Source organism: uncultured Halovibrio sp. (assembly GCF_913056445.1).
GTDB classification, from domain to species: Bacteria; Pseudomonadota; Gammaproteobacteria; order Pseudomonadales; family Oleiphilaceae; genus Halospina; species Halospina utahensis_B.
In genome coordinates, this window is sequence record NZ_CAJXMA010000039.1 from 1 (window position 1) to 26965 (window position 26965).

General features: G+C 62.0%; 25 protein-coding genes and 1 tRNA gene. 22 read left to right on the plus strand and 4 right to left on the minus strand.

Annotation, left to right across the window (positions count from 1 at the left end):
* A partial coding sequence (gene carB, locus QZ501_RS09035) for a carbamoyl-phosphate synthase large subunit (RefSeq protein WP_295718901.1) occupies positions 1 to 1476 on the plus strand: 1476 nt, incomplete at its 5' end.
* Positions 1476 to 1958, plus strand: a complete 483-nt coding sequence (greA, locus tag QZ501_RS09040; RefSeq protein WP_151439992.1) for a transcription elongation factor GreA — start codon at positions 1476 to 1478, stop codon at positions 1956 to 1958. The genes carB and greA, both read left to right, overlap by 1 nt.
* On the opposite strand, the gene yhbY is transcribed toward greA, so the two are convergent.
* Positions 1955 to 2260 (minus strand): ribosome assembly RNA-binding protein YhbY, encoded by a 306-nt coding sequence (gene yhbY / locus QZ501_RS09045; RefSeq protein ID WP_151439993.1) that lies wholly within the window; start codon positions 2258 to 2260, stop codon positions 1955 to 1957. The genes greA and yhbY overlap by 4 nt on opposite strands.
* Positions 2261 to 2344: 84 nt before the next feature.
* On the opposite strand from yhbY, the gene rlmE reads away from it, so the two are divergent.
* The 14 genes from rlmE (at position 2345) to pnp (ending at position 17523) form a co-directional block, all read left to right on the plus strand.
* Entirely contained in the window at positions 2345 to 2968 is a 624-nt protein-coding gene (gene rlmE / locus QZ501_RS09050; RefSeq protein WP_151439994.1) for a 23S rRNA (uridine(2552)-2'-O)-methyltransferase RlmE, read from the plus strand.
* A gap of 118 nt (positions 2969 to 3086) precedes the next feature.
* Positions 3087 to 5018 (plus strand): ATP-dependent zinc metalloprotease FtsH, encoded by a 1932-nt coding sequence (ftsH, locus tag QZ501_RS09055; RefSeq protein WP_151439995.1) that lies wholly within the window; start codon positions 3087 to 3089, stop codon positions 5016 to 5018.
* 71 nt (positions 5019 to 5089) lie between these two features.
* Positions 5090 to 5920: a dihydropteroate synthase gene (folP, locus tag QZ501_RS09060; RefSeq protein WP_295718904.1), complete on the plus strand. Its 831-nt coding sequence runs from the start codon at positions 5090 to 5092 to the stop codon at positions 5918 to 5920.
* A 15-nt stretch (positions 5921 to 5935) separates the two neighbouring features.
* The gene (gene glmM, locus QZ501_RS09065; RefSeq protein WP_295718906.1) at positions 5936 to 7285 is read left to right on the plus strand and encodes a phosphoglucosamine mutase; all 1350 of its coding nucleotides are present in this window, start codon (positions 5936 to 5938) and stop codon (positions 7283 to 7285) included.
* 63 nt (positions 7286 to 7348) lie between these two features.
* The gene (tpiA, locus tag QZ501_RS09070) at positions 7349 to 8107 is read left to right on the plus strand and encodes a triose-phosphate isomerase (RefSeq protein WP_151439998.1); all 759 of its coding nucleotides are present in this window, start codon (positions 7349 to 7351) and stop codon (positions 8105 to 8107) included.
* Positions 8108 to 8118: 11 nt separating this feature from the next.
* A complete protein-coding gene (gene secG / locus QZ501_RS09075; RefSeq protein WP_151439999.1) occupies positions 8119 to 8553 on the plus strand; it encodes a preprotein translocase subunit SecG in 435 nt (144 codons plus the stop codon).
* A gap of 61 nt (positions 8554 to 8614) precedes the next feature.
* Positions 8615 to 8699 (plus strand) — tRNA-Leu (locus QZ501_RS09080).
* Positions 8700 to 9047: 348 nt separating this feature from the next.
* Positions 9048 to 9506, plus strand: a complete 459-nt coding sequence (gene rimP, locus QZ501_RS09085) for a ribosome maturation factor RimP (protein WP_151440000.1) — start codon at positions 9048 to 9050, stop codon at positions 9504 to 9506.
* Between the two features lie 39 nt (positions 9507 to 9545).
* Positions 9546 to 11042, plus strand: coding sequence for a transcription termination factor NusA (gene nusA, locus QZ501_RS09090; RefSeq protein WP_151440001.1), 1497 nt, complete (start codon positions 9546 to 9548; stop codon positions 11040 to 11042).
* A gap of 19 nt (positions 11043 to 11061) precedes the next feature.
* The gene (gene infB, locus QZ501_RS09095; protein WP_295718910.1) at positions 11062 to 13635 is read left to right on the plus strand and encodes a translation initiation factor IF-2; all 2574 of its coding nucleotides are present in this window, start codon (positions 11062 to 11064) and stop codon (positions 13633 to 13635) included.
* A 12-nt stretch (positions 13636 to 13647) separates the two neighbouring features.
* Positions 13648 to 14064, plus strand: coding sequence for a 30S ribosome-binding factor RbfA (rbfA, locus tag QZ501_RS09100; protein WP_295718912.1), 417 nt, complete (start codon positions 13648 to 13650; stop codon positions 14062 to 14064).
* Positions 14061 to 14978 carry a tRNA pseudouridine(55) synthase TruB gene (truB, locus tag QZ501_RS09105; RefSeq protein ID WP_295718914.1) on the plus strand — a complete coding sequence of 306 codons (918 nt, stop codon included), beginning with the start codon at positions 14061 to 14063 and terminating at the stop codon, positions 14976 to 14978. Before rbfA ends, truB begins: the two co-directional genes overlap by 4 nt.
* A 73-nt stretch (positions 14979 to 15051) precedes the next feature.
* The gene (gene rpsO, locus QZ501_RS09110; protein WP_151440005.1) at positions 15052 to 15321 is read left to right on the plus strand and encodes a 30S ribosomal protein S15; all 270 of its coding nucleotides are present in this window, start codon (positions 15052 to 15054) and stop codon (positions 15319 to 15321) included.
* Between the two features lie 78 nt (positions 15322 to 15399).
* Positions 15400 to 17523, plus strand: a complete 2124-nt coding sequence (gene pnp / locus QZ501_RS09115) for a polyribonucleotide nucleotidyltransferase (RefSeq protein ID WP_151440006.1) — start codon at positions 15400 to 15402, stop codon at positions 17521 to 17523.
* A 319-nt stretch (positions 17524 to 17842) separates the two neighbouring features.
* Here pnp and lon read toward each other — a convergent pair whose 3' ends face one another.
* Positions 17843 to 20290: an endopeptidase La gene (lon, locus tag QZ501_RS09120; RefSeq protein ID WP_160899081.1), complete on the minus strand. Its 2448-nt coding sequence runs from the start codon at positions 20288 to 20290 to the stop codon at positions 17843 to 17845.
* A gap of 150 nt (positions 20291 to 20440) precedes the next feature.
* Here lon and QZ501_RS09125 point away from each other — a divergent pair, with 150 nt between their 5' ends.
* From QZ501_RS09125 to QZ501_RS09140, 4 genes are all read left to right on the plus strand, one after another.
* Positions 20441 to 21304: a co-chaperone YbbN gene (locus QZ501_RS09125; protein ID WP_151440008.1), complete on the plus strand. Its 864-nt coding sequence runs from the start codon at positions 20441 to 20443 to the stop codon at positions 21302 to 21304.
* A 184-nt stretch (positions 21305 to 21488) separates the two neighbouring features.
* Complete coding sequence (locus tag QZ501_RS09130; protein ID WP_151440009.1) at positions 21489 to 21968, plus strand: DUF3015 domain-containing protein; 480 nt, start codon at positions 21489 to 21491, stop codon at positions 21966 to 21968.
* A gap of 66 nt (positions 21969 to 22034) precedes the next feature.
* Positions 22035 to 23861 carry a DUF4105 domain-containing protein gene (locus QZ501_RS09135; protein ID WP_160899082.1) on the plus strand — a complete coding sequence of 609 codons (1827 nt, stop codon included), beginning with the start codon at positions 22035 to 22037 and terminating at the stop codon, positions 23859 to 23861.
* Positions 23840 to 24670, plus strand: coding sequence for an alpha/beta hydrolase (locus QZ501_RS09140; protein WP_151440011.1), 831 nt, complete (start codon positions 23840 to 23842; stop codon positions 24668 to 24670). The genes QZ501_RS09135 and QZ501_RS09140 overlap by 22 nt, the downstream gene beginning before the upstream one ends.
* On the opposite strand, the gene QZ501_RS09145 is transcribed toward QZ501_RS09140, so the two are convergent.
* Complete coding sequence (locus QZ501_RS09145) at positions 24667 to 24996, minus strand: hypothetical protein (RefSeq protein ID WP_151440012.1); 330 nt, start codon at positions 24994 to 24996, stop codon at positions 24667 to 24669. The genes QZ501_RS09140 and QZ501_RS09145 overlap by 4 nt on opposite strands.
* Positions 24997 to 25059: 63 nt before the next feature.
* On the opposite strand from QZ501_RS09145, the gene QZ501_RS09150 reads away from it, so the two are divergent.
* Positions 25060 to 25584, plus strand: coding sequence for a GNAT family N-acetyltransferase (locus QZ501_RS09150; RefSeq protein WP_295718919.1), 525 nt, complete (start codon positions 25060 to 25062; stop codon positions 25582 to 25584).
* Entirely contained in the window at positions 25584 to 26087 is a 504-nt protein-coding gene (locus QZ501_RS09155; protein WP_160899083.1) for a hypothetical protein, read from the plus strand. The genes QZ501_RS09150 and QZ501_RS09155 overlap by 1 nt, the downstream gene beginning before the upstream one ends.
* A gap of 16 nt (positions 26088 to 26103) precedes the next feature.
* Here the strand turns inward: QZ501_RS09155 and QZ501_RS09160 are convergent, their stop codons facing one another.
* Complete coding sequence (locus QZ501_RS09160) at positions 26104 to 26679, minus strand: hypothetical protein (protein ID WP_151440015.1); 576 nt, start codon at positions 26677 to 26679, stop codon at positions 26104 to 26106.
* Positions 26680 to 26965: the final 286 nt, after the last annotated feature.

Genomic DNA, 26965 nt, shown 5'->3' on the forward strand with positions numbered 1-26965 from the left:
GTGCACGCGGTGCTGGCCATGCGTGATGACGGCTACGAGACGGTCATGATCAACTGTAACCCGGAGACCGTCTCCACGGACTACGACACCTCGGACCGTCTGTACTTTGAGCCGATCACCCTTGAGGATGTGCTTGAGATCGTCCAGTCGGAGAATCCGGACGGTGTCATCATCCAGTTCGGTGGGCAGACGCCGCTCAAGCTGGCGCGCGGCCTGGAAGCGGCGGGCGTGCCCATCATTGGTACCAGCCCGGATGCCATCGACCGGGCCGAGGACCGCGAGCGCTTCCAGCAGATGATCAACCGCCTGGGGCTCAAGCAGCCGGCCAACGCCACGGTGCGCAGCCTCGAGGAAGGCATCCTGGTGGCCCGGGATATCGGCTACCCGCTGGTGGTCCGCCCCTCCTACGTGCTGGGCGGCCGGGCCATGGAGATCGTCTACACCGAGGAGGAGCTCAAGGAGTACATGCGCAGCGCCGTGCTGGTCTCCAATGACAGCCCGGTCCTGCTGGATCACTTCCTGAACTCCGCCATCGAGATCGACATCGACGCCGTGTGTGACGGCAAGACCGCCGTGATCGGCGGTATCATGCAACACATCGAGCAGGCCGGCGTGCATTCCGGTGATTCAGCCTGCTCACTGCCGCCCTATACGCTGCCCGTGGATGTCCAGGACCAGATGCGCGACATGGTCAAGCGCATGGCGCTGGAGCTGAACGTGGTCGGTCTGATGAACGTGCAGCTGGCCTGGCAGGACGGCGAGATCTACGTCATCGAGGTGAACCCAAGGGCGTCGCGGACGGTGCCCTTCGTGTCCAAGGCCGTGGGCCGTTCGCTGGCGCGCATCGCCGCGCGCTGCATGGTCGGTATCAGCCTCGAGGAACAGGGGATCACCACCGAATCCGTGCCCCAGTACTACTCGGTGAAGGAATCGGTCTTTCCGTTCCCGAAGTTCCCCTCCGTGGATCCGATCCTGGGGCCGGAAATGAAATCCACCGGCGAGGTCATGGGCATCGGTGACAGCTTCGACGAAGCCTTTGCCAAGGCCGCTCTGGGTGCGGGCGAGACGCTGCCCACCTCGGGCACCGCCTTCATCAGTGTGCGTGATGCCGACAAGCCGGACGTCGTGCGCCTGGCCCGGGATCTGGCCGATGTGGGCTTCCGCCTGATCGCCACCGGCGGCACCGCCAAGGTGCTCTCTGAAGCGGGGCTTGAGGTCGAGAAAGTGAACAAAGTACGCGAGGGCCGCCCGCACATTGTGGACGCCATCAAGAACGGCCAGGTTGATCTGATCGTGAACACCACCGAAGGGCGCAAGGCGATTGCGGATTCCGCCCAGATCCGCCAGTCCGCCCTTCAGCGCAAGGTCACCTACGCCACCACACTGACTGGCGGCGAGGCATTCTGCCGCGCCATCCGATTCGGCTCTGAGCGCCAGGTGCGTCGCCTCCAGGATCTGCACGCGGGGTATCAGTAATGAGCAACAACCGTGTTCCCATGACAAAACAGGGCGAGCAGGCCCTGCGTGACGAACTTTACCGGCTCAAATCCGAGGACCGGCCCAAGGTCATCCAGGCGATCTCGGAGGCGCGCGAACATGGCGATCTGAAAGAGAACGCTGAATACCATGCGGCGCGGGAGCAGCAGAGCTTCGTTGAAGGCCGGATCCAGGAGCTCGAGGGCAAACTGGGTGCGGCCCAGGTGATCGATGTCACCACCATCGAGAAAACGGGCAAGGTGATATTCGGTACCACGGTGCGCCTGATCAACATGGATACCGAGGAAGAAGTGACCTACCAGATCGTGGGTGACGACGAGGCGGACATCAAGGAAGGCCGGATCTCCATCTCCTCTCCGATCGCAAGAGCGCTGATCGGCAAGGAGGAAGGCGAGGAGGTCTCGGTCCAGGTGCCGTCCGGCACCGTGGAATACGAGATTGACGAGGTGATGCACATCTAGTGCTGGCGCAGGTTGGAGAGCTTCGGATTGGGTTCGGCCGCGCGGCGCAGCAGCACGGCCACCTTGCCGATCACCTGCACCAGTTCCGCGCCTGTGCTTTCGCAGGCCTCGTCGATCAGTTCACGCCGTTCCTCGCGGTCCGTGGAGGCGATCTTCACCTTGATCAGTTCGTGGTCGTCCAGGGCCCGCTCCAGTTCCTGCTGCAGCCCTTCGGAAATGCCGTTGTCGCCGACCTGTACGACCGGTTTTAGGTCATGGGCAAGAGCCCGGTACTGGCGGCGTTGTGCGGCGGATAGTGGCATGATGGCGTCTCTGTGATCGTATGGAATTAAGTGGAGACATGATACCAGCCGGCAGAGGCCGGTTGAATCGGTTCGGAGGCAGGATTGGGACGTTCCAAGAGCAGTGACCGCTGGCTGCGCGAGCACCACCAGGATCCCTACGTGAATCGGTCACGGGAGGAGGGGTATCGTTCGCGCGCCAGTTACAAGCTGATCGAGATCGACCGGAAGGACGGATTGTTCCGGCGCGGGCAGACCGTGGTCGATCTGGGTGCTGCCCCCGGAGGCTGGTCCCAGGTGGCTGCTGAGCGGGTCGGGGAGAGTGGTACCGTGCTTGCCAGCGACATCCTGGCGATGGATCCGATTCCGGAAGTCACCTTTGTTCAGGGTGATTTCACCGAGCAGGCGGTTCTGGAGGAGCTGTTGGCGACGCTCGATGGTCGTCCGGTGGACCTTGTCATTTCCGATATGGCGCCCAATATGAGTGGTGTGGCAGCCATTGATATCCCCAGTGCCATGCACCTGGTGGAGCTGGGGCTGGAAATGGCGCATGAGGTTCTGCGTCCTGGTGGTGCGTTTGTGACCAAGGTGTTCCAGGGGGAGGGATTTGATGACCTGCTTCGTACCATGAAAAGGGACTTCCAGCGGGTGGCCAGCCGCAAGCCGGATGCCTCCAGGGGCCGGTCGCGTGAGCAGTATCAGGTGTGTACGGGGTTCCGGGGACGTTAAGGGCTGTAGGCGGTGAGGGCCGGCTATGGCCGCTGACGGGCGCATTGGTGTAAAGTTCGAAACAGGACCGTTCGAGTTCAGAACGGGCAGACAGTATGGGTGAGTGATCTTGAACGACATGGCGAAAAATCTGGTTCTGTGGCTGGTTATTGCAGCCGTCCTGCTGATGGTATTCCAGAACTTCAGCCCGGAACCACAGCAGCAACAGCTCAACTATTCCCAGTTCATCGAGATGGTGCGCAGTGGCCAGGTCGAGGAAGTGACCATTGAAGGCCAGACCATTACGGGCGCACGGCAGAACGGGGAGAACTTCACTACCATCCGGCCGGCTGTTGAAGATCCGAACCTGATGGATGATCTCTACAATAACAATGTGGAGGTCACCGGCAAGGAGTCCTCGGGGCAGAGCATCTGGACCCAGTTGCTGGTTGCGTCCTTCCCGATCCTGATCATCATTGCGATCTTCATCTTTTTCATGCGCCAGATGCAGGGTGGTGCCGGTGGCAGCAAGGGCCCCATGTCCTTCGGCAAGAGCAAGGCCCGGCTGATGAGTGAGGAGCAGATCAAGACCACCTTCGATGACGTTGCTGGCGTTGATGAGGCCAAGGAGGACGTGAAGGAGCTGGTGGACTTCCTCAAGGATCCCAGCAAGTTCCAGCGTCTCGGCGGGCATATTCCCAAGGGCGTGCTCATGGTTGGCCCACCCGGTACCGGTAAGACCCTGCTGGCCAAGGCCATAGCAGGCGAGGCCAAAGTACCGTTCTTTACCATCTCGGGGTCAGATTTCGTTGAGATGTTCGTGGGCGTGGGCGCCTCGCGTGTTCGCGACATGTTCGAGCAGGCGAAGAAGCAGAGCCCCTGCATTATCTTCATTGATGAGCTCGATGCCGTCGGCCGCCATCGTGGTGCCGGTATGGGCGGTGGCCACGATGAGCGCGAGCAGACGCTCAACCAGATGCTGGTCGAAATGGACGGCTTCGAGGGCAACGAGGGCGTGATTGTGATCGCCGCCACCAACCGCCCGGACGTGCTGGACCCGGCGCTGCTGCGCCCGGGGCGTTTTGACCGCCAGGTGGTGGTTCCGCTGCCGGATATCCGGGGTCGGGAACACGTGCTCAAGGTCCATCTGTCCAAGGTGCCGCTGGCGGATGGTGTCCAGCCCAGGGACATCGCGCGCGGTACGCCCGGGTTCTCCGGTGCCGATCTGGAGAACCTGGTCAATGAGGCGGCCCTGTTCGCCGCGCGCCGCAATAAGCGCCTGGTTTCCATGGATGAACTGGAGCTTGCCAAGGACAAGATCATGATGGGCTCAGAGCGCAAGTCCATGGTCATGTCCGAGAAGGAAAAGCTCAACACCGCGAACCACGAGTCCGGCCACGCGATCGTTGGTCGCCTGATGCCCGAGCACGACCCGGTCTACAAGGTCAGTATCATTCCGCGTGGTCGCGCACTGGGCGTGACCATGTTCCTGCCGGAAGAGGACAAGTACAGTCACAGCCGGCGTTACATCATCAGCCAGATCTGCAGTCTCTTCGGTGGCCGTATTGCTGAGGAACTGACACTGGGCAAGGATGGCGTAACCACCGGGGCCCAGAACGACATCAAGCGTGCCACGGAGCTTTCCCGGAACATGGTCACCAAGTGGGGGCTGTCCGATAAGCTCGGTCCGCTGATGTACGACGAAGACCGTGATGAGCCCTTTGCAGGGTACGATTCCGGCTCCGGCGGCAAGGGTGTTTCCGGGCCCACGGCCCAGGCCATTGATGAAGAGGTGCGCCGGATCATCGATGAGTGCTATGAAACCGCCAAGCGGATCCTTGTGGACAACATGGAGAAGCTGCATCTGATGGCGGATGCGCTGATGAAGTATGAAACCATCGATGCCGGTCAGATTGATGACATCATGGCGGGCAAGGTGCCGCGGCCGCCGAGCAGTTGGGATGATGATGACGATCACGGCGGTGACACCGTTGTGGCGGATATCAATTCCGACTCCGGCTCCAGGGCGTCGGACGGTGAGGGGGCCGGTCATCCGGCTGGTGAACACTGAACGCCCGACCCTCCGTGGTCTGAGCGCTCCCGGGTCAGTCCCGGGAGCGTTTTTCGTTGTGGGGAGTATTCATGACCATACTGTCTGAGAAGACACCGTCACCTGCCGTCATGGGGGTAATCAACGCCACTCCGGATTCGTTCTCGGATGGCGGCCGTTTCATCGATCCAGGCAATGCGCTATCCCAGGCACGGGCCATGGTTGAGGCAGGTGTGGACTGGGTGGACATTGGCGGCGAGTCCACTCGCCCCGGAGCAACACCGGTTTCCCTTCAGGAGGAGCTGGATCGCGTCTGCCCGGTCATCGAGGCGATCCGTCGTGAGCTGGATGTCCCCATCTCCCTGGATACCAGCGCTCCCGAAGTGATGCGTGAAGGGGCGCGCCTGGGTATCAGCATGATCAACGATGTACGTTCTCTGGAGCGGGAAGGCGCTGTGGCGGCGGCGCGTGACACCGGCCTGGCCGTCTGCATCATGCATCGCCAGGGGGAGCCTGAGACCATGCAGGATCGGCCCGAGTACAGTAATGTTCTGGAGGAAGTCCTGGGGTATCTGGAGCGCCGTGCCGCCCAGCTCCAGGATGCGGGCATTCCCGGTGACCGGCTGCTCTACGATCCGGGCTTTGGCTTTGGTAAGACCCTGGAGCACAACCTGGTTCTGCTGGAGAACCTGGAGGCCATTGTCACCCGTGGTTGGCCGGTGCTGGTGGGGATGTCACGCAAGAGCATGATCGGTGGCGTTACCGGCCGTCCCGTTGAGGAGCGCATGGCGGGCAGCGTCGCGGCCGCGGCCATGGCGATGATGAAAGGTGCCGCGATCGTGCGTGTGCACGATGTGAAAGAAACGGTGGATGCCGCGCGCATGGTGCGTGCTGCGCGCGAACAGGGCAGCCTCCGGGCATAGAGCGGGAAAGGGATAATGACAATGGGCGAGCGCAGGTATTTCGGAACGGACGGTATTCGCGGGGAAGTGGGAACTCACCCAATTTCCCCGGACTTTATCCTCAAACTGGGCTGGGCGGCTGGTCGCGCCTTTCGCAGGGAGGGGCAGGCCAACACGATGTTGATCGGCAAGGATACCCGCCTGTCCGGCTATATGTTCGAATCAGCGCTGGAGGCGGGCCTTTCCGCCGCCGGTATGGACGTACGTCTGCTGGGTCCGATGCCTACCCCCGCCATTGCCTATCTGACGCGCACCTTCCGGGCAGCGGCGGGTATCGTCATCAGCGCGTCCCATAACCCCCACCACGATAATGGCATCAAGTTCTTCTCGGCGGACGGCACCAAGCTCGATGACGCGCTTGAAACGCGTATTGAGCAGTGGATTGACTCGGAGCTGGCAGTGGTTCCCGCTGGGGACCTGGGCAAGGCGGCCCGCATCGATGACGCGCCCGGCCGCTATATCGAGTTCTGCAAGAGCACCGTCCCGGGCCAGTTCAGCCTTGAAGGGCTGCATCTGGTGGTCGACTGCGCCCATGGCGCCACCTATCACGTGGCACCGGCGGTGTTCCGGGAGCTGGGTGCCCGGGTGACCGCCATGGGAGCGGAGCCGGATGGTCTCAACATCAATGACGGCTGCGGTTCCACGGCGCCGGAAGCCATGCGTCAGCGCGTGCTGGAGACTGGTGCGGATCTCGGTATCGCCTTCGATGGTGATGGTGACCGGGTGATCATGGTCGACCAAACCGGCCGTGAGGTGGACGGTGACGAACTGCTCTACATCATTGCCCGTGAACGCCATGATGCCGGCGGTCTTGATGGTGGTGTCGTGGGAACCCTGATGACCAACCTGGGCGTTGAGCTGGCCCTGGGTCGGCGTGGTATCCCGTTCGCACGGGCGAAGGTTGGTGACCGCTATGTGATGGAAGAGCTGGTGAATCGCCGGTGGCAGATCGGTGGTGAGGGGTCCGGGCACATCGTCTGTCGCGACCGCACCACTACCGGCGACGGCATTGTGTCAGCCCTTCAGGTGCTGGTTGCCATGCATCAGCGCGAATGCGGGCTGGCGGAGCTGCTGTCCGATGTCACCCGCCTGCCCCAGGAGACGGTCAATGTGCGGGTTGGTCAGCGCTTCAACCCTGACAACTATGAGGACATCCAGTCGGCGGTGCGCGCCGCCGAGTCCGAGCTGGGCGAACGCGGCCGGATTCTGCTGCGGGCCTCAGGCACGGAGCCAGTGATAAGGGTTATGGCCGAAGGTGAGGATGCGGATCATATCGGACGTGTGGCCCGCGAGCTGGCAGATGTCGTGCAGCGGGAGGCGCCCTGAGCTGCCTTGCGCCGTGGTGGCATCTTGGGTATAGTGCCGCGTCCCTGAAAAACGGCTTCTTGTATGCGACGTCGGCTGATAGCAGCAAACTGGAAACTCAACGGGACGGGCGCTTTTGCGGCGGAATACGCGGCAGAGCTGGTGCCTGCCCTGGAAGGATTGGATCCGGCCGTTGAAGTGGCGGTGATGCCCCCGGCTATCCTGCTCCCGGCGTTGCGTGAGTCGTTGAATGACAACAGCGGTCGCAGGGTCATGGTGGGCGTCCAGGATGTTTCCGCCTGGGAAGCCGGTGCCTACACGGGTGAAATTGCTGCTTCGATGGCAGCGGACCAGCATGGCAGCTTTGCCATCATAGGGCACTCGGAGCGCCGCCAGTACTGGTCTGAGTCCGACAGTCGCATCAATGCCAAGGTGCTTCAGGCGCTGAGCGCGGGTCTCGATCCCATTCTCTGTGTGGGCGAGACGGAAGCCGAGCGTGAAGCCGGAGACACCGAGGCCGTGGTGTCCCGCCAGGTTCGTGAGGCACTGGCGGACGTTCCGGAAGCGGACTGGCGCCATGTCTGTGTCGCCTATGAGCCGGTCTGGGCCATCGGGACCGGGAAAAGCGCGACCGCGGAGCAGGCGCAGGCGGTACACGCGCATATCCGCGGGGTGCTGGGAGAACTGGACCCTGCGGCCACCGAAGCGCCGGTCATCTATGGTGGCAGCGTCAAGCCTGAGACGGCTGGCGAACTGTTTGCACAGCCCGACATTGATGGCGGTCTTATCGGAGGCGCATCCCTGAATGCGACCGATTTTGCCGCCATCTGTCGGGCCGGTTGAGAGACGGAGTTATGGATTGGGTTGAAACAGGCATTCTGCTGGTGCATGTGGCCGTTGCCGTGGCCCTGGTAGTGCTGGTTCTGGTGCAGCAGGGCAAGGGTGCTGACGCCGGTGCGGCTTTCGGGGGTGGATCCTCCCAGACGGTGTTTGGCAGCTCCGGGGGCGTGGGTTTCATGGTCAAGCTCACGGCGGTGCTGGCCGCGCTGTTCTTCGTGACCAGCTTCGCGCTGGCGATGTACGCGAAGCAGCGGGCCGAGGTTGGCGTCCAGGAAGGCGTTCCGACGGTCGAAGAGTCCTCTTCAGCCTCCGGGCAGCAGGGCAGCCAGGAAGGCGGCAGTCAGGCTCCGGATATTGCCTCTGACAGCGGTGCCAGCGGCACTGGGTCAGGAAGCGGGGGCTCGGAAAGTGGTGAGAGTGAGGACGAAGGGGTCCCCTCCATCGAATAAACCCCTTGTGGGTATTGGAAATGCCGGGGCTGTCCGTTAGTATACGCTCCGGAAATGACATGCCGAAGTGGTGGAAATGGTAGACACGCTAGCTTGAGGGGTTAGTGGCGCAAGCCGTGCCGGTTCAAGTCCGGCCTTCGGCACCATACAGGGAACGGCTTGGAAGGGGTGGCACTGCTTTCCTCAACCAAGCCGTTTTTTTGGTCAGTCCTTGACCAGTCAGGGGGTGGTGCTTATACTCCAGCCCCTGTGCAGCGTGCGTTTTGCGCTGGTAAGGCATTGTTTCGGCAGGCGTCGAAGCAGTGCGCGGGGTGGCATCACCAGCCCGCGGCATCCTTCAGGGATGCCAGGCCGCCGCAGAGGCGGCTGGCTTTTCGTTCGGTGGCTCCGCAGACCGGAGGCCACGTTTTGAAAAGGGGCTGGCTAGAGCCCTTTTTTTGTTTCTGGACTTCGCCAAACGGGCGGGCCAGTGGTTGCATGACAGCGGAGGCGCATTGTCCGCGAAGGTTCGCAAGCTTGAGGAAATGCTGGCCCCGGTGGTCGAGGGGCTGGGCTTCGTGTTCTGGGGCATTGAATACCTGGCCCAGGGCAAGCACAGCACGGTAAGGGTCTACATCGATCATTCCGATGGGGTCACCGTGGATGACTGCGAGCAGGTCAGTCGCCAGGTCAGCGGCGTTCTGGATGTCGAGGATCCGATCGGAACCCACTATACCCTCGAGGTTTCCTCTCCGGGCATGGACCGGCCGCTGTTCCGGCTGGACCAGTACCATGACTTCATTGGTTCCAGATTGAGCGTGCGTCTGAGCGCGCCCTTTGAAGGGCGGCGCAAGTACGAAGGCATCCTGCGCGCGGTCGAGGGCGAGGATATCTGTCTGGTGGTGGGTGAGTACGAGCTCCAGCTCCCGTTCGAGTCCATCGAGAGCGCGCGCATCGTTCCGGTATTCGAGTGATTTGCAGTATCAGGCTTACAGGAAAGGCAGGGCTGTTTAATGAATAAAGAAATCCTGATGGTGGTCGAAGCCGTCTCGAACGAGAAGGACGTCGACAAGGACGTGATCTTCGAAGCGATCGAGATGGCGCTGGCAACAGCGGCCAAGAAGCGGTATGAGGACGAGGAAGCGGATCTGCGCGTCAGTGTTGACCGCAAGACCGGTGAGTATGAGACCTACCGCCGCTGGACCATCGTGGACAACGACGCGGTTCCGGCCCTGGGCACGGAACTGACGCTCCAGGAAGCGAACGAAATCGATACGGCCCTGCAGCCCGGCGATGTCTACGAGGAGCAGGTGGAGTCGGTCTCCTTCGGGCGCATCGGAGCCCAGGCCGCCAAGCAGATCATCTTCCAGAAGGTGCGTGAGGCCGAGCGGGCACGGGTCGTCGACAGCTACCGTGATCGGGTGGGCGAGCTGATTTCCGGCTCGGTCAAGAAGGTGACGCGGGACAATGTCATTGTGGACCTGGGCAGCAACGCTGAAGCTCTGCTGCCGCGTGACCAGCTGATTCCGCGCGAGACCTTCCGCATGGGCGACCGGGTGCGCGCGCTGCTCAAGGAGATCCGTACTGATCATCGCGGCCCTCAGCTGATCCTGAGCCGGACAAGCCCGCAGATGCTCATTGAGCTGTTCCGCATCGAGGTGCCCGAGATCGCCGAGGAGCTGATCAACATCAAGGGCGCGGCACGTGATCCGGGCTCCCGCGCCAAGATCGCCGTCAAGACGAACGATGGGCGCATCGATCCGGTTGGCGCCTGCGTTGGCATGCGTGGCGCCCGCGTCCAGGCGGTCTCCAATGAGCTTGGCGGTGAACGCGTGGATATCGTCACCTTTGATGACAACCCCGCCCAGCTGGTCATCAATGCCATGGCGCCCGCCGAGGTGGTCTCGATCGTGATCGATGAGGACACCCACTCCATGGAAGTGGCGGTCGCCGAGGATAATCTGGCCCAGGCTATCGGGCGTGGCGGCCAGAACGTACGTCTCGCGAGTGAGCTCACCGGCTGGGAGCTCAATGTCATGACCGAGAGCGAGGCCGAAGAGAAACAGGAACAGGAAGCGCAGAAGCTGGTTGAACACTTTCAGCGCTTCCTGGATGCGGACGAGGAACTCGCTCAGGTGCTGGTGGAGGAAGGCTTCACCACGCTTGAAGAGATTGCCTATGTGCCGCGTGACGAGATGCTGGCCATTGAGGGCTTTGATGAGGATCTGGTCGAGCAGCTGCGTGAACGTGCCCGTGACGGCATGCTGAACGAGGCGCTCGCATCGGGAACCGAGAGCCAGGAAGGCGGCGAACCCCAGGAGGACCTGATCGGGATGGATGGTATGGATCCCGAACTGGCCCGGACGCTCGCCGGCAAGGGCATCTGCAGTATGGAGGACCTGGCGGAGCAGTCCGTGGATGAGCTACTCGACATCGAGGGTATGGATGAAGATCGCGCGGGTCAGCTCATCATGACCGCGCGCGCACCCTGGTTCGAGGGCCAGGAATAATCGGGAGAGGAGGACCAGTATGGCCGAAGTAACAGTCAAGCAATTGGCCGAAGACGTAGGCGCTCCCGTTGATCGCTTGCTCCGTCAGTTCGAGGAAGCCGGCCTGAGCAAGCGGGCGGAAGACGATGTGGTTACGGACGAGGAAAAGCAGACCCTGCTTGCCTATCTGCGCCAGGGGACTGGCGGAGACAGCGGGCCGAGCAAGGTGACGCTCAAGCGCCGGACCACGACCCAGCTCAGGACCGGTGGCGGCAGCCGCGGCGGTAGCGGCAAAACCGTGAACGTGGAAGTGCGCAAGAAACGCACCTACGTGAAGCGCTCGGAAGCCCAGGGGCAGCCAGAGAACGAGGCGGAACAGCAGGCGGAAGAAGCGGCGGCTGAAGCGCAGGCTCAGGAGGCCCCGCAGGCTGAGGAAGCGCCTGCCGAGCAGGCCGCCGCCGAAGCGGCTGAAGCCACACAGCCTGCCGAGCCCGAAGCGGAGACTTCCGAAGCCGCCGAGAGCGAACCGGCGGCGGAAGAGCCTGCTGCCGAGGAAGCGGCGCCCGCTCCTGAGCCGGTGAAAGAGGATACGCGTAAGCACGCCAGGAAGAAGAAAGGCAAGCCGGAACGCGAAGACGACGAAGACAAGCACAAGAACAAGGGCGGTAAGGCGGCTCAGAAAGGGCCCAAGAAACCGCGTGTTGAGGAAGAACTGGCTGAGCTGGACGCACCGGAGGCTGAAGCGGAGCCCGAAGAGGCCACTGCTGCCGCGGAAGAGCCGCGTAAGCCGCTGCGCTCCTCCCGCCGCAAGAAACAGCAGCGTGAAAAGCGCCATGTTTTTGAAAAGCCGACCAAGCCCAAGGTGCATGAAGTGGAAATTCCGGAAACCATCACGGTCGCTGAGCTCGCCCAGCGCATGGCCGTCAAGGCAGGCGAGGTCATCAAGACCCTGATGGGCATGGGCGTCATGGCCACCATCAACCAGGCCCTGGATCAGGAAACAGCGATTCTTGTGGTCGAAGAGATGGGTCACAAGGCCAAGTCGGTCCGCGAAGACGAGATCGAAGAGGAAGTCCTCAGCGATATCGAATACGAGGGTGAAGCCGAGGCGCGTGCGCCGGTCATCAGTGTCATGGGGCACGTTGACCACGGCAAGACCTCACTGCTCGACTACATCCGCAAGACCAAGGTGGCCAGTGGCGAGTCCGGGGGTATCACACAGCACATCGGCGCCTACCACGTGGAAACCGGTCACGGCATGATCACTTTCCTGGATACGCCCGGCCACGCCGCGTTCTCGGAAATGCGTGCCCGCGGTGCCCAGTCCACGGACATCGTCATCCTGGTGGTGGCGGCTGACGACGGCGTCATGCCGCAGACCAAGGAAGCGGTTCAGCACGCCCGCGCTGCCGGTGTGCCCCTGGTGATTGCCGTGAATAAGATGGACAAGCCCCAGGCTGATCCGGACCGCGTCAAGAACGAACTGGTCGGTATGGAAGTCGTCCCCGAGGAATGGGGCGGCGAGACCCAGTTCGTGCACGTCTCCGCCGAGACCGGTGACGGTATCGACAACCTGCTGGAAGCGATCCTGCTGCAGGCTGAACTGCAGGAGCTCACGGCCGTTCCCAATGGGCCGGCCAAGGGCACGGTGGTTGAGTCCAGCATGGAGAAAGGTCGCGGTTCCGTGGCAACCCTGCTGGTCCAGAACGGAACCATGCACAAGGGCGATGTCATTGTTGCCGGCATGTACTATGGCCGCATCCGCGCCATGGTTGATGAGACCGGCAAGCAGGTCGAAACGGCTGGCCCCTCGATCCCGGTTGAGGTGCTGGGGCTCAACGGTACGCCCAACGCCGGTGACGAATTCGTGCGCGTGGCGGACGAGAAGAAGGCCAAGGAACTGGCCGAGTTCCGGCAGGAGAAGGAGCGCGAGCAGCGCCTCCACCGCCAGCAGGCCGCCAAGCTCGAGAACCTGTTCGAGAATATGGGCAAGGAAGAGGTCAAGACCCTCAATGTCATCGTCAAGGCCGACGTTCAGGGCTCCCTGGAAGCCCTCACCGGTGCCCTGCAGGATCTGGGCAACGAGGAGGTGGAAGTCCAGGTGGTCTCCAGCGGCGTTGGCGGTATCACCGAGTCCGACATCAACCTGGCCATCACCAGCAGCTCTGTGGTCTTCGGCTTCAACGTCCGTGCCACTCCGGCCGCCAAGAAGCAGGCGGAGCAGGAAGACGTGGACATGCGCTACTACAGCGTCATCTACAACCTGATTGATGACGTCAAGGCAGCGCTGACGGGCATGCTCAAGCCCGAGTTCCGCGAGGAGATCCTGGGTATCGCGGAAGTGCGCGACACCTTCCGGTCCCCGCGCTTCGGCCAGGTGGCCGGCTGCATGGTCACCGAGGGCCACGTCTACCGGAACAAGCCCATCCGTGTGCTGCGTGACAACGTGGTGATCTTCGAGGGTGAGCTCCAGTCCCTGCGCCGCTTCAAGGACGACGTCAACGAAGTGCGCAATGGCATGGAGTGTGGTATCGGCGTGAAGGGCTACGACGTGAAGGTCGGTGACCAGATCGAGGTCTTCGAACGGATCCAGGTTGAGCGCAAGCTCAACTGATCGGGAGTACTCATGCCGCGTGAATTCAGTCGTGCCGATCGGGTTGCCGACCAGATCCAGCGGGAGCTGGCGCAGCTGATCCAGCGGGAGGTCAAGGACCCCCGCCTGGGGATGATCAACATCAGTGAAGTGCGGGTGACCCGGGACTTCGGTTACGCGGACATCTACATCACGCTGCTGAGCGCCGAGGAACTGGACGAGAACAGCGAAGAGGTCCAAACCAGCCTGGAAGTGCTTCAGCGGGCCTCCGGCTTCCTGCGTGGGCATCTGGGTAAATCCATGCGTCTGCGTGTGGTGCCCCAGCTGCGTTTCCGGTTTGACCGGTTGGCCGGCCAGAGCCGCCATATGGAATCATTGATCCGCAAGGCGGTGGCCAGTGACGAGCGCCGGAACGACGGGGATGACCCGGAGGACGGAGGCGAGGCTTGAGCCGCAGGCGCCGCGGGGACGACATCAACGGCGTACTGGTGCTCGACAAGCCCGCGGGGATGACTTCCAATGCCGCGCTCCAGCAGGTCCGCCGTCTTCTCAATGCCGCCCGGGCCGGGCACACCGGTGCCCTGGACCCGCTTGCAACGGGCGTTCTGCCGCTCTGCTTCGGGGAGGCGACCAAGTTCGCCCAGCGCCTGCTGGAAGCGGACAAGACCTACCGTACCGTGGCCCGACTCGGCCAGCGCACAAATACCAGTGATGCCGATGGCGAGACCGTCCAGGAGAGGGCGCTGCCGTCAGCCCTGGATACAGAAGCCGTGGAGTCCGTTCTGGCGCCTTTCCGGGGGGCGATCGAGCAGGTGCCCTCCATGTACTCCGCGCTCAAGTACCAGGGCAGGCCACTCTACGAGTACGCGCGGGAGGGGCGGACCGTGCCACGCGAGGCACGTCCCATCCGTATTGATGAGCTGACGGTGCTGCGGCTTGAAGGTGATGAACTGGAGCTGCGCGTGCGTTGCAGCAAAGGAACCTACATCCGGACCCTGGTGGATGATATCGGCGAGGCGCTGGGCTGTGGCGCCCATGTGGCCGAGCTGCGCCGGGAGCAGGCCGGGCCCTTTGAGCTGGCACAGGCCCTGACGCTGGATGACCTGGAGAACATGGGGCGCGCTGCGGCCCGTGAGTGGCTTCAGCCATCGGATGTGCTGCTTTCGGACCTGCCGGCGACGGTACTGGATGGGCCCCGGGCCATATCGATTTCCAATGGTCAGGCTGTTACCATATCGCCCTCTGAATCGGCGGTTGATGGCCTCTGTCGACTGTACGATCAGGATGGACGCTTCCTCGGCCTTGCAGAAGGGGCAGGGGAGGCCATAAGGCCCCGGAGGCTGATGCGTACCGGGGCGTCGTAAGCATACGGTCGGGCTGTAGATATGCGCGGTCCGCTCCGTTCCCATTCAAAGCATATTCAGGAGAAATCAGAGCATGGCACTGACCAACGAAGAAAAGCAGAAGATCGTCAACGATTACCAGCGCGCCGAGGGAGACACCGGTTCTCCCGAAGTCCAGATCGCGCTTCTGACGCACAACATCGTGAAGCTGCAGGATCACTTCAAGGACAACAAGCAGGATCACCACTCGCGCCGCGGGCTGATCCGGATGGTCAACCAGCGCCGCAAGCTGCTGGACTACCTCAAGCGCAAGAATGCGGATCGCTACGTTGAGATAATCCGCAGCCTTGAGCTCAGGCGCTAACGGTCAAAACATCCTCGGCCAGACCTTCGGGTCTGGCCGTTTTGGTTCTGAACAACGCACGTCTGGAAAGGAGCAACTGTGAATCCAGTCAAGAAAACCTTCGAATTCGCAGGGTCCACCGTTACCCTCGAGACCGGCCGTATCGCACGGCAGGCCACCAGCGCCGTCCTGGTCACCATGGACGACACCTCCGTTCTGGTTACCGTCATGGCGGACAAGGAACCGAGCCCGATGCCGTTCTTCCCGCTGGCGGTCCACTACGTGGAAAAGACCTACGCCGTGGGCAAGATTCCGGGGGGCTTCCTCAAGCGGGAAGGGCCTCTCTCGGAAAAGGAAACCCTGACCTCGCGCCTGATCGACCGGCCCATCCGGCCGCTGTTCAAGGATGGCTTCAAGCACGAGACCCAGGTCATCTGCACCGTCATGTCCTCGAACAAGAACGTGGACCCGGACATTCCGGCCATGATCGGGGCGTCGGCGGCGCTGTCCATTTCCGGGCTGCCCTTTGAGGGGCCGATCGGCGGCGCGCGCGTTGGCTTCACGGATGAGGATGGCTACTTCCTGAATCCGACCTATGAGAAGCTGGAGGAAAGCCGGCTCAACATGGTCGTGGCCGGCACCAAGGACGCCGTGCTGATGGTCGAATCCGAAGCGGATCGCCTGACCGAGGACCAGATGCTGGGCGCGGTGCTCTTCGCCCACAACGAGATGCAGACTGCGATCCAGGGCATCAATGAGTTCGTTGAGGAGGTGAAGCCGACTTCCTGGAACTGGGAAGCCGAGCCCGAGAAGACCGAGCTGAAGAACCGCATCAAGGAGCAGTTCGGCAGCGAGATTGAGGCCGCCTACCAGGTCAAGGACAAGCTTGAGCGCCAGGAGACACTGGGCGAGCTGAAAAACCGTGTGCTCGAAGCACTGGCGTCTGACGAAGAAGGTGGCGAACCCACCGAGAATGACGTGAAGGAATACTTTGGCAAGGTCGAGAAGGAAATCGTGCGTGGGCGCATCCTGCGTAACGAGCCGCGTATCGACGGACGTGACAACAACACGGTGCGTCCCATCGATGTGGAGGTCGGGCTGCTGCCCAATGCCCACGGTTCGGCGTTGTTCACCCGTGGCGAAACCCAGGCGATCGTGACTACGACTCTGGGCACCGCCCGGGATGCCAAGATTGTGGATTCCCTCAAGGGCGAGAGCCGCGATCCCTTCCTGTTCCATTACAACTTCCCGTCCTACTCCGTGGGCGAGACCGGTCGCATGGGTCCCCCGGGGCGCCGCGAGATCGGCCATGGCCGGCTGGCGCGTCGTGGTGTTCAGGCGATCATGCCCAAGCATGATGATTTCCCCTACACCATCCGCTGTGTCTCCGAGATCACCGAGTCCAATGGCTCCAGCTCCATGGCCTCCGTCTGCGGCAGCAGTCTGGCGCTGATGGATGCCGGCGTGCCGGTTAAATCGCCGGTGGGCGGTATTGCCATGGGTCTGGTGAAAGAGGGTGAGGATTTCGCCGTCCTGACCGACATTCTGGGCGACGAGGACCATCTCGGCGACATGGACTTCAAGGTGGCGGGTACACCGGAAGCGGTTACCGCCCTGCAGATGGACATCAAGATCGCCGGGATCACCGAGGAGATCATGGAGATCGCCCTGCAGCGTGCCTATGAGGCCCGTCAGCATATCCTTGGCGAGATGGCCAAGGTCATTTCCGAGTCGCGGTCGGACGTTGCCCAGAACGCGCCCAAGATGCACACCATGCACATCGACTCCGAGAAGATCCGCGATGTGATCGGCAAGGGTGGCGCCACCATTCGCTCGCTGTGCGAGGAAACCGGTGCCTCCATCGATATCGAGGACGATGGCACGGTCAAGATCTACGCGGAGAACTCCGAGCAGGTCGAGAAAGCCACGTTCCGTATCATGGAGCTTACCGCCGACGTTGAGGTGGATCGAGTCTACCGTGGTCGGGTGGAGCGCATCGTGGACTTCGGAGCCTTCGTCAATCTGCTGCCCGGTAAGGATGGCCTGGTGCACATAAGCCAGATCGCCGACCGGCGCATTGAGAGTGTCCGCGAGGAGCTCACCGAGGGCCAGGAAGTGCTGGTCAAGGTGCTGGACGTGGACCAGCGTGGCCGGGTCAAGCTGAGCATGAAGGAGGTCACGGGCGATGAAGAGCCGGTGGACTTCCGTCTGCCCGGCGAGTAGTCATCAGCGACCAGGGCGCCTTCGGGCGCCGGCTCTGATATCCGAAAAAAGGGTGGCTCCGGCCACCCTTTTTTCTGTGTGCGTATCAGTCGCGCATAAAAAAGGCCACCGCGTGGGTGGCCAATGGGCTCTACTCAGATGACAGGAATTCTGAGGATCGGATGCGCCGCAACCGATAATTCATAGTTTAGTTCCTACAGCTCAGTGCGCTATAGCGGTTTGTCCTTACTCGCGGGGAGGGTATCGCGAGCGGGGCTCACTCCTACGCCAGAGACGCCCCCTCTGTAGGAGCGAGCCCTGCTCGCGATCCGGTTTGATATCAGTGCGCCCTCCTGCGTGGCGAATCCTCAAAGCACACCCGGTAAACATCGGTGTACTCCTTGGCGAAATGCACCTCCATGCCTTCCTTCAGATAATCCGGAAGCTCCTCGTAATCGCCCCGGTTGGCTTCCGGCAGGATCAGGGTGTTGATCTTCTGGCGCCGGGCGGCGATCACTTTCTCGCGGATGCCACCCACGGCCAGCACCTGGCCGGTCAGTGTCAGCTCCCCCGTCATCGCCAGTGTCCTGTGGGGCGCCTCGTTGCGTGCCAGCGACAGGAGTGCTGTGGCCATGGTCACGCCGGCGCTGGGCCCGTCCTTGGGTGTGGCCCCTTCCGGTACGTGCAGGTGTATGTAGGAGCGATCAAAGAACTCCGGATCGCCCTTGTACTGTTTCAGGTGGGAAGAGACGAAACTGTGGGCGATGGAGGCGGACTCCTTCATCACATCCCCAAGCTGCCCCGTGAGCGTGAAACCGCGATCCTGGCTGTGAATGCGTGAGGCCTCAACGCCCATGGTGGCACCGCCCATGGCGGTCCAGGCCAGGCCGGTCACCACACCCACGCCGCGAAGTGCCTTCTCCTTGCGGAACCAGGGTTGGCCCAGGTAATCGGGCAGGTCCTTCACACCCACCCGGATCGGGCTCCGCTCCGCTTCTTCGGACTCAACCATGCGGACAATGCCCTTGCGCACGATCTTGTGCAGCTGCTTCTCCAGGTTCCGCACGCCGGCCTCGCGCGCATAGCCCTCGACCACCTGGCGTATGGCGCCGTCGGTGATGTCCAGCTGCTTCTTCTTCAGGCCGGCCCGCTTGAGCAGCTTGGGCAGCAGGTGGTGCTTGGCGATGTCCACCTTCTCATCGGTGATGTAGCCGGAGAGCCGGATGGTGTCCATGCGGTCCAGCAACGCCTGGGGAATGGTGTCCAGCTGGTTGGCGGTACAGATGAACAGTACCTTGGAGAGATCAATCCTCAGGTCGAGGTAATGGTCCAGGAATTCGCCGTTCTGTTCCGGGTCCAGGCTTTCCAGCAGCGCGGAGGCCGGGTCGCCCATGAAGGAGTTGCCGATCTTGTCGATCTCGTCGAGCATGATCACAGGGTTGTTGGTGCCCACTTCCTTGAGCGCCTGGACGAACTTGCCGGGCATCGCCCCGATGTAGGTGCGCCGGTGGCCCTTTATCTCGGCCTCGTCGCGCATGCCCCCCAGCGAAAAACGGTAGAACTCGCGGCCCAGGGCACTGGCCACGGACTTGCCGATGGACGTTTTGCCAACCCCCGGGGGACCCACCAGCAGCAGGATGGAGCCGGAGATCTCGCCCTTGAAGGTGCCCTCGGCCAGGAACTCCAGGATGCGGTCCTTGATGTCGTCCAGCCCGTCGTGGTCGCGGTTGAGGACCCGTCGCGCCTCCTTCAGGTCCAGCTTGTCCTGGGAATGCTGGCCCCAGGGCATCTGGGTCAGCCAGTCCAGGTAGTTGCGGGTGGTACCGTATTCCGGGGACCCCTGCTCCAGCACCTGGAACTTTTCGATCTCGTCCTCGAAGCGTTCCTGTACGTTTTCCGGAAGCGACTTCTCCGCCATGCGCTCGCGGAACATGTCCACGTCGGCGGTCTTGTCGTCCTTGGCAATGCCGAGTTCGCGCTGGATGATCTTGAGCTGCTCGCGCAGAAAGAACTCGCGCTGGTGTTTCTGCACGCGCTCGTTCACCTCCTCGGTGATCTCCGCCTGCATCTGGGCCACTTCGTGTTCCTTGCGCAGCAGAAGGAGCACCTTTTCCAGGCGGTTGAGCAGCGGCACGGTATTCAGTATGTCCTGCAACTCCGAGCCCCGGGCGCTGGTGATGGCAGCGCCGAAGTCCGCAAGCGGGGAGCTGTCGTCAGGTCCGAAGCGCGACAGGTAGTGCTTCACCTCCTCGCCGTAGAGGGGGTTGGTGCGAAGCAGTTCCTTGATGGAGCTGATGATGGCCAGGGTATAGGCCTTGACCTGCTCGTGGTCCTCGGCCGGCTCCTCGGGGTAGCTGACTTCGGCCAGGTACGGGGGCTCCCGGCGCAGCCAGTGGTCAATGCGGAAGCGGCGGATGCCCTGGGCGATGAACTGGATCTTGCCGTCCTCGCGGTGGACGTGATGAACGCGTACCGCGCAGCCCATGGTGGCCAGCTGCTCCGGTGCGGGCAGGTCTTCATCACTCCCGCTCTCGTCGGCTTCGTTCTCGACAAAGCACAGCCCCACCGTCATGTGGCTGGTGTTGTCCAGCCTCTGAAGGGTTTCGTCCCAGGGGTCCTGGTTCAGCACCACGGGCTGCACCTGGGCCGGCAGAAACGGGCGCCCGGAGAGTGGCATGATGTAGAGCCGCTTCGGGAGCACCTGATAGGGCAGGGCAAGGCCGCTGCCACTGCCACCCTGGCCGTTGTCATCCCTGCCGATGTATTCGATTGCGTCGCTGTCCGTCATGGTCCCCCTTCCAGTCACCAAACACCATTGTTCCCGCAGACATGATGTCTGAATTCCGCAAATCAAGGGGCGGGATCGGGTTGAACAACCCGCTGCGGATCCCCATCTAGGGCGACAGTACGGACCACCGCCAATACAGGATCCACCATTATGAGTAATTCCGAGTTCATTTTTGATGCCACACTCGAGAACTTCCAGCAGAAGGTGCTGGAAGCGTCCATGAACACGACGGTGGTGATTGATGTCTGGGCCGAGTGGTGCCAGCCCTGCAAACAGCTCACACCCATCCTGGAAAAACTGGCCGAGGAGTACCGGGGTGCCTTTGTCCTGGCGAAAGTCAATGCCGAGGAGCAGCAGGAGCTGGCGGGGCATCTGGGGGTACAGAGCCTTCCCAACGTCAAGATCGTGAAACAGGGTCAGTTGCTGGATGAATTTAATGGGGCGCTGCCGGAAGGCGAAATCCGCGAGAAGCTGGATCAGCATGTGGATGCGCCGCCGGAAAGCGACCAGGAAAAGGTAAAGCGCCTCTGGTCCGAGGGGCAGCTTGAGGAAGCGGAAGCTGTGCTGATCCGGATGAATCAGCAGAACCCCGAGGATTATGACGTGCTGATCGATCTGGCTCGCTTGAGGCTGGAGCAGGAGCAGGTGGAAGAGGCGCGTGCCATCTATGAAAGCCTGCCCGGGGAAGAGCGCCTCAAGCCTGGCGCCAAGCAGCTGGAAGCCCGGTTTGAGTTTGAGGAGCAGGCGCGGGATATTCCACCCGTGGCGGAGCTCCAGGCCCGCCTGAAAGAGGACCCGTCAGACGTGGCCGCGATGAATCAGCTGGCCACCCACGGCATCATGGCCGGTGACCACGAAGCCGCCATGGAGCTTCTGCTGAAATCGGTCCAGACCGAGAAGGATTTCGAGGACGGTGCGGCCAAGAACACCCTCATCAAACTTTTTGATCTGCTGGGCAATGAGAATCAGCTGGTGCGGCAGTATCGGCGGCGCCTGTTTGCGATGATGTACTGACTGGCGAAGCAGAGTCGCGTCTGCGGATTAACAGAAGGTTTCGCGCACGGTTACTTGGTTGTCATGGCTCCGGATAGGGCTTATCTTTCCTGAAGCCCCAGATGACCAAATCGGGGCAAGAGGATCGGACCACGCCGTGGTCGGTCTGCTATCAAGGAAGTGAACAACCAAGTGGAGATTCAAAATGAGGAAAACACTGTTAGCAGCAGCGCTCGTTGCAACTTCTTTCGGTGCCCAGGCAAGTGCACCTGGCGGTTCCGGCTGTGGCTGGGGCAACATGCTGTTTGAAGGCAGCAACGGCATGCCCATGCATCTTCTCGCAACCCTGGTGAATGGTACCTCCGGCAACCGCACCTTCGGCATTACCTCCGGCACTAACGGCTGTGACACCAGTGGTGCACTGTCCTACAACGGCGAAAACATGCTGGCCCAGGCTGGGGTCATGGAAGAAGTGGCTCAGGATATGGCAATGGGCGATGGCGAAGCACTGACAGCGCTTTCCGTCTCCATGGGTATCCCGGCTGAAGAGCGCGCCCACTTCAAGAAGACCATGCACGAAAACTTCAACACCATCTTCCCGAGCGAAGACGTGACCGCTGAAGAAGTCATGGGCAACATCCAGACCGTCATGAACAAGGACAAGCAGCTGGCAAGCCTCAGCTGATTGCCACGCCATACCACCGCCCGGCCCTGTGCCGGGCGGTTGTTCCTTCCCCCGGGCAAACCACCGATGAAATCAATAAACCTGGCACTGATACTGGTGCTGGCCAGTGCGCCGTTGTGGGCGCGGGCCACAAATGAGGAACTGGCGGAGCACCCCCGCTGGAAGGCGCTGCTCCACATCAACGAGGGAACCACCTGGCGGTACCAGGGGCGCAGCTACATCGACGATCCGGAGTTCTTCCTGCATGAATCCGGTGCCACCGATGCGCGCGCCGAACTGGAGGCGAGTATTGAACAGCTCCGCCCGGCGGAAAGCGAGGCGCGCTGTGATTTTCCGGCCCGCTACCGTTTCCTGAGCCAACAGCTGGATTGGCCCGATGACGGGGCCCTGAGCCACTGCAGTGATTACCAGGAGTGGCGCGAGGCCATGCCCGAGGAGCGGGTCGCCCTGATTTTCCCCGCGTCCTACCTGAACAGCCCGTCCTCCATGTTCGGCCATACGCTGCTGCGCATTGACCGTGGCAACGATGAGGACGGGGTCTGGCTTTCCCGTGCCATCAACTTCGGCGCCACGGTGCAGGGGCAGGAGAACTCCATTCTCTACATCTACCGGGGGCTGTTCGGCGGTTATCCCGGCTACTTCAGCAATGTCCCCTACATGAACAAGATCCGGGATTACGCCCATCTTGAGAACCGGGATATGTGGGAGTACCAGCTCAACCTCACGCAGGGCGAGCGGGAGTGGCTGCTCGCCCATCTCTGGGAGCTGGAGGATATTGAGTTTGATTACCTGTTTCTGGACGAGAACTGCTCCTTCCGTTTGCTGGAACTGATCCATCTGGCGCGGCCTGACAGTACCCTGATGGATGACTTCCGTTTTGCGGAGGTACCGGCCAATACCGTGCGCTCACTGGACCGTGCCGGCTTCATTGAGTCGGTGGACTACCGGCCGTCCAAGGCCAATGAGCTGGATGCACTGGTTGATCGCCTGAGTGCCAGCGAACAGGATCTGGCACTGGCGCTTGCGCGGGACGCCTCCGTGGCCGAAGAAGAAGCTTTCCAGGCACTGGCGCCCAGGAGCCGCAACCTGGTTGCGCGAGCGGCCTATGCCCATCTTCGGCTGCAGAACCGTGAGGGCGAGCGCAGCCAGGAGGTAGCCCAGCGTGGCCTTGCCCTGCTGCGGGTGGTGAATCGCACGCCTACCGTTCCCGATATCGACCCGCAGCGTCCCGTGTCGCCGGAGAAAGGCCATGGCACCAAGATGCTGGCCGCCGGTGGCGGCATGCTGGGTGATCGTGGGTTCGGGGAGCTCCAGGCGCGCTTCAGTTATCACGACTGGCTGGACAACCCGGAGGGCTATCTCAACGGGGCGGCGATTGAAGCCTTCAACGCCCGCATCCGCCGGACTGAGGGCGATGACCTGACCCTGGAGCAGCTGGATGTGGTCAATATCAAGTCCCTTGCGCCGCGCAACCGGTTCCGCAAACCGGTCTCCTGGTTCGTGAACGGTGGGCTGGATCGCCGCTTCATCGGCAGCAAGCGGCATCTGACCCGCCATGTCCAGGGCGGCCCTGGTCTGGCATGGGAGATGGGGCCCGTCATCCCCTACGCCTATGCCATGGCGAGGGCCGAGAACAACAGCGCGCATGATGTGCTGGTCTCCACGGCCGCCGGCGCCCGGGCCGGGGTACTCTGGTACGCTGAAAGCTTCCAGCTGGGGCTGGAGGCGGAAGGTCTGTACTATCACAACGACGATCGCCGCTATCGGCCTTCGGCCACGCTCAACGTGCCCGTGGGCCGCAACCATGCCCTGCGTGCCCGTATTGAGCGGGACGGCGGACCGGACCGGGCTGAAACGGAGTTCCATCTCTCATGGCGCTATTACTTCGACTGATCCTGCTGCTGACGCTGCTCGGGCTGGGGGGTTGCAGCGGCCTCTTCTTCTATCCCATGAACGACTGGGTGCAGAACCCGGCGCGCCAGGGGCTGGACTACGAGGACATTGTCCTCATCCATCCGGATGGTCAGCGCATCCACGGCTGGTGGCTGCCCTCGGCCACGGATGAGGTGCGCGGTACGGTGTACCACCTGCACGGCAATGCCCAGAACATCAGCACGCACCTGATGAATGTGGCCTGGCTGCCAGAGAAGGGTTACCAGGTACTGTTGATTGACTATCGTGGCTACGGCCTTTCCGAGGGGGAGCCGGATCTGGCCGGTGCCCGGAAGGATATCCAGCTGGGGCTGGACTGGCTGTACGCAGCGGATCGCGTGGATCCTCCACTGGTGGTGTTCGGGCAGAGTCTGGGCGCTTCGCTGGCCACCGGCGTGCTGGGCCGCAAGGAGAACGCTGGCAAGGGTGACTGCGTAATACTGGAGGCCGCGTTCACCAGCTACCAGAGCATTACCCGGGATGTGATGCACAAAAGCTGGGTGCTTTGGCCATTCAGTTTTGTGGTGGCGCCGCTGATGCCGGATGAGGCTAACCCCATTGACCGGGTTGCCGGTATTGCACCGAGGCCCCTGCTGATCATGCACAGCATCGACGATGGCATCATTCCGTTCGAACACGGCCGCGCCCTTTATGAGGCTGCTGCCGAACCCAAGACCTTCCAGCGCCTGAAGGGCGGGCATATCCAGAGTACCCGGGCGGAGGACGTGCGCCAGCGCCTGCTGGACTTCATGGATGAGGACTGCCCCTAGCGGCGCCGGTGGCGTTTCTTCGGAACGAACCCTGGCGGCTTGCTGCTGAGCCAGCGCGTGAACTCCGCCAGCTCGGGGATGGCCAGCAGGGTTTCAAGTGTGTTGTGGTGCAGGCCCAGCTGCTGCTCGCTGCGTACGTGGTGGATCATGTTGTGGCAGGGCCGACAGACCCAGCAGATGCGCTCCTCCAGTTCCTCCCGCGAGAAGCCTTTACGGAAGCGCTTCCTGCGGTGCAGCCGCCGCGGGATCAGGTGATGCTGGGTCAGGTCCGCGACGGCGCGCCCGCAGAGTTCACACTGAGACGGCCTGGGTGGTTTGCCATTCATAGCACGTGCAGACCCCGTGCGGTTTGGTTATTATCAGCGCTCATTCTATCGAGGTAGTTGTTCATGTCCGAGATCCGTCCTGCGACGGGCCAGGATGTGCCCGCCATCCACAGTCTTGCGGAGCAATGGGTTCTCCAGGGGCTGAGCAGCGCGGAGGCGCGTGACTATGGGTTTCTGGTCTCCAATTTTACCCCCGCGGAGTACCGCCGGTTCACGCAGGTCGCCAACGCTTTCTATGTGCTGGAACATGAGGGGCAGGTGGAGGCGTTCATACTGGCGCTCACCGATGATCGCATCAGCCCGGATGATCCCGTGAGCCTGTCGATCCATGACTACGATCCGGGCCCTTTCCTGCTGGTCAAGCAGATCTGCAGCCGGCGTGGCAGCAGCGTCCGGGGTGCCGCCACCGCACTCTACCGTTTTGTGAGCGAAGAATTCAGTGGTCTGCCGCAGTATGCGGCTATTGTGCTTGAGCCTGAAAACACCCGTTCCATCGGGTTCCACGAAAAGAGTGGTTTTATCCGCTGCTGCGAGCGGGATGCTCCTGATGGTCGCCGGCGTGGCATCTGGCGCAGGAGCGCCTCCTGATGGATGTGACACCGCCGGTGCAGCGCCGGAATGTGGAAGACAACCGGGTCGACATACTGATCCACGAATTCTATGTCGCCTCGAGCCTCTACCTCCATGAGGACCAGCTCAACTGGCAGAAGCTGCACCACCTCCTCTACGTCAACGTGGGCCTGGGAGCGGTGGCCGGGTTTGCGCTGGAAAATGGGGCCGGGCCCGTGACCGCACTTGGTTCGGAAACAATCTTTGTGCTGCTGGGTGTGATCGGCATCCTGGTGGCGCTTGCCTTCGGCACAGCGCTGTGGTTCGGCACGCTCTATCTCCAGAACCGCAAGGCGGCGCTTGCTGCGCTGGAGGCCCATCTCGCGGAGTACGGGGGCGAAGCAGTGGTTAACCTGCCCGCACACCTGCAGATGATTTCCAGCCGTTTTGCGCGGGTCTCGCCGACCGTCTGGGTGCTGCGCCTGTTCCCGGTCATGCTGGCCCTGGTCTGGGCAGGGCTTGTGGGCACGGTGCTGCTGTGATGCCGGCGGCCCCTGCTCAGTCGGTGCTGCGCATCATGCGCCCCGAGCCAGTGAACTCCAACCCGTACAGGGTCTGATTGAACCCATCCCGGGAAATGGCCTGCTTCGGGAACCGGACCCCCTGCCACTGGATCTCCTGAACCCGCACATCAAAGTCTGTATTGACCACGGGCCGCCCCTGAACGGTCTCGATGAAACTCTGGACCCGGTATTCCGGCGGGTTGATCACGATCAGGGTTTGGCCGTCGCTGGCCGGGCTCGGGATTGACCGCCGGCGTGGGATTGAGAACTCCGGTTCCGGGAATACCAGCGACAGAATGTTCCGCTCATCCTCCACCCGGCGGGAGGGGCGATTGGATTCAGTGGTCATCAGCCCCAGCGCCATGCTGACGCTGGCCTGTTCCCCCGCGGTCTGCTGGATGGGGGGCATCTCGCCACCGGCAGCCGTTGGCCCGACAACGTTGAGGACATTACCGGCGTTGATATGGACGCCACCCAGTGCTGACTCATCCATCAGTTCCACCGCCTGGATGGAGCTGGCCATGAAGGTGCTGAGCAGGGCGGCCGCGAGGGTTTGGGGTCCCGTTTTCATGGCGGAGCTCCGGATCCGCGGAAGAAGGTGTCTATACAAAGTGTAATGTTTCGTTAAGAAAGGTCAAATTTTGTTCGCCGTCGTGAGGGATATCCGTTACTGAGCTGTGACCAATTACGCGCAATCCCTTTTTCATGAACTATGTTAGTGTCATGTGAAGCACGTCACGATAGACACGATGCAGGAGGGCCCTGATGCGCGAAGACGAGGATCCGGTCGAAACCCGGGAATGGCTGGAGGCACTGGAATCGGTTATCGAGTACGAGGGGGTTGAGAGGGCGGAGTA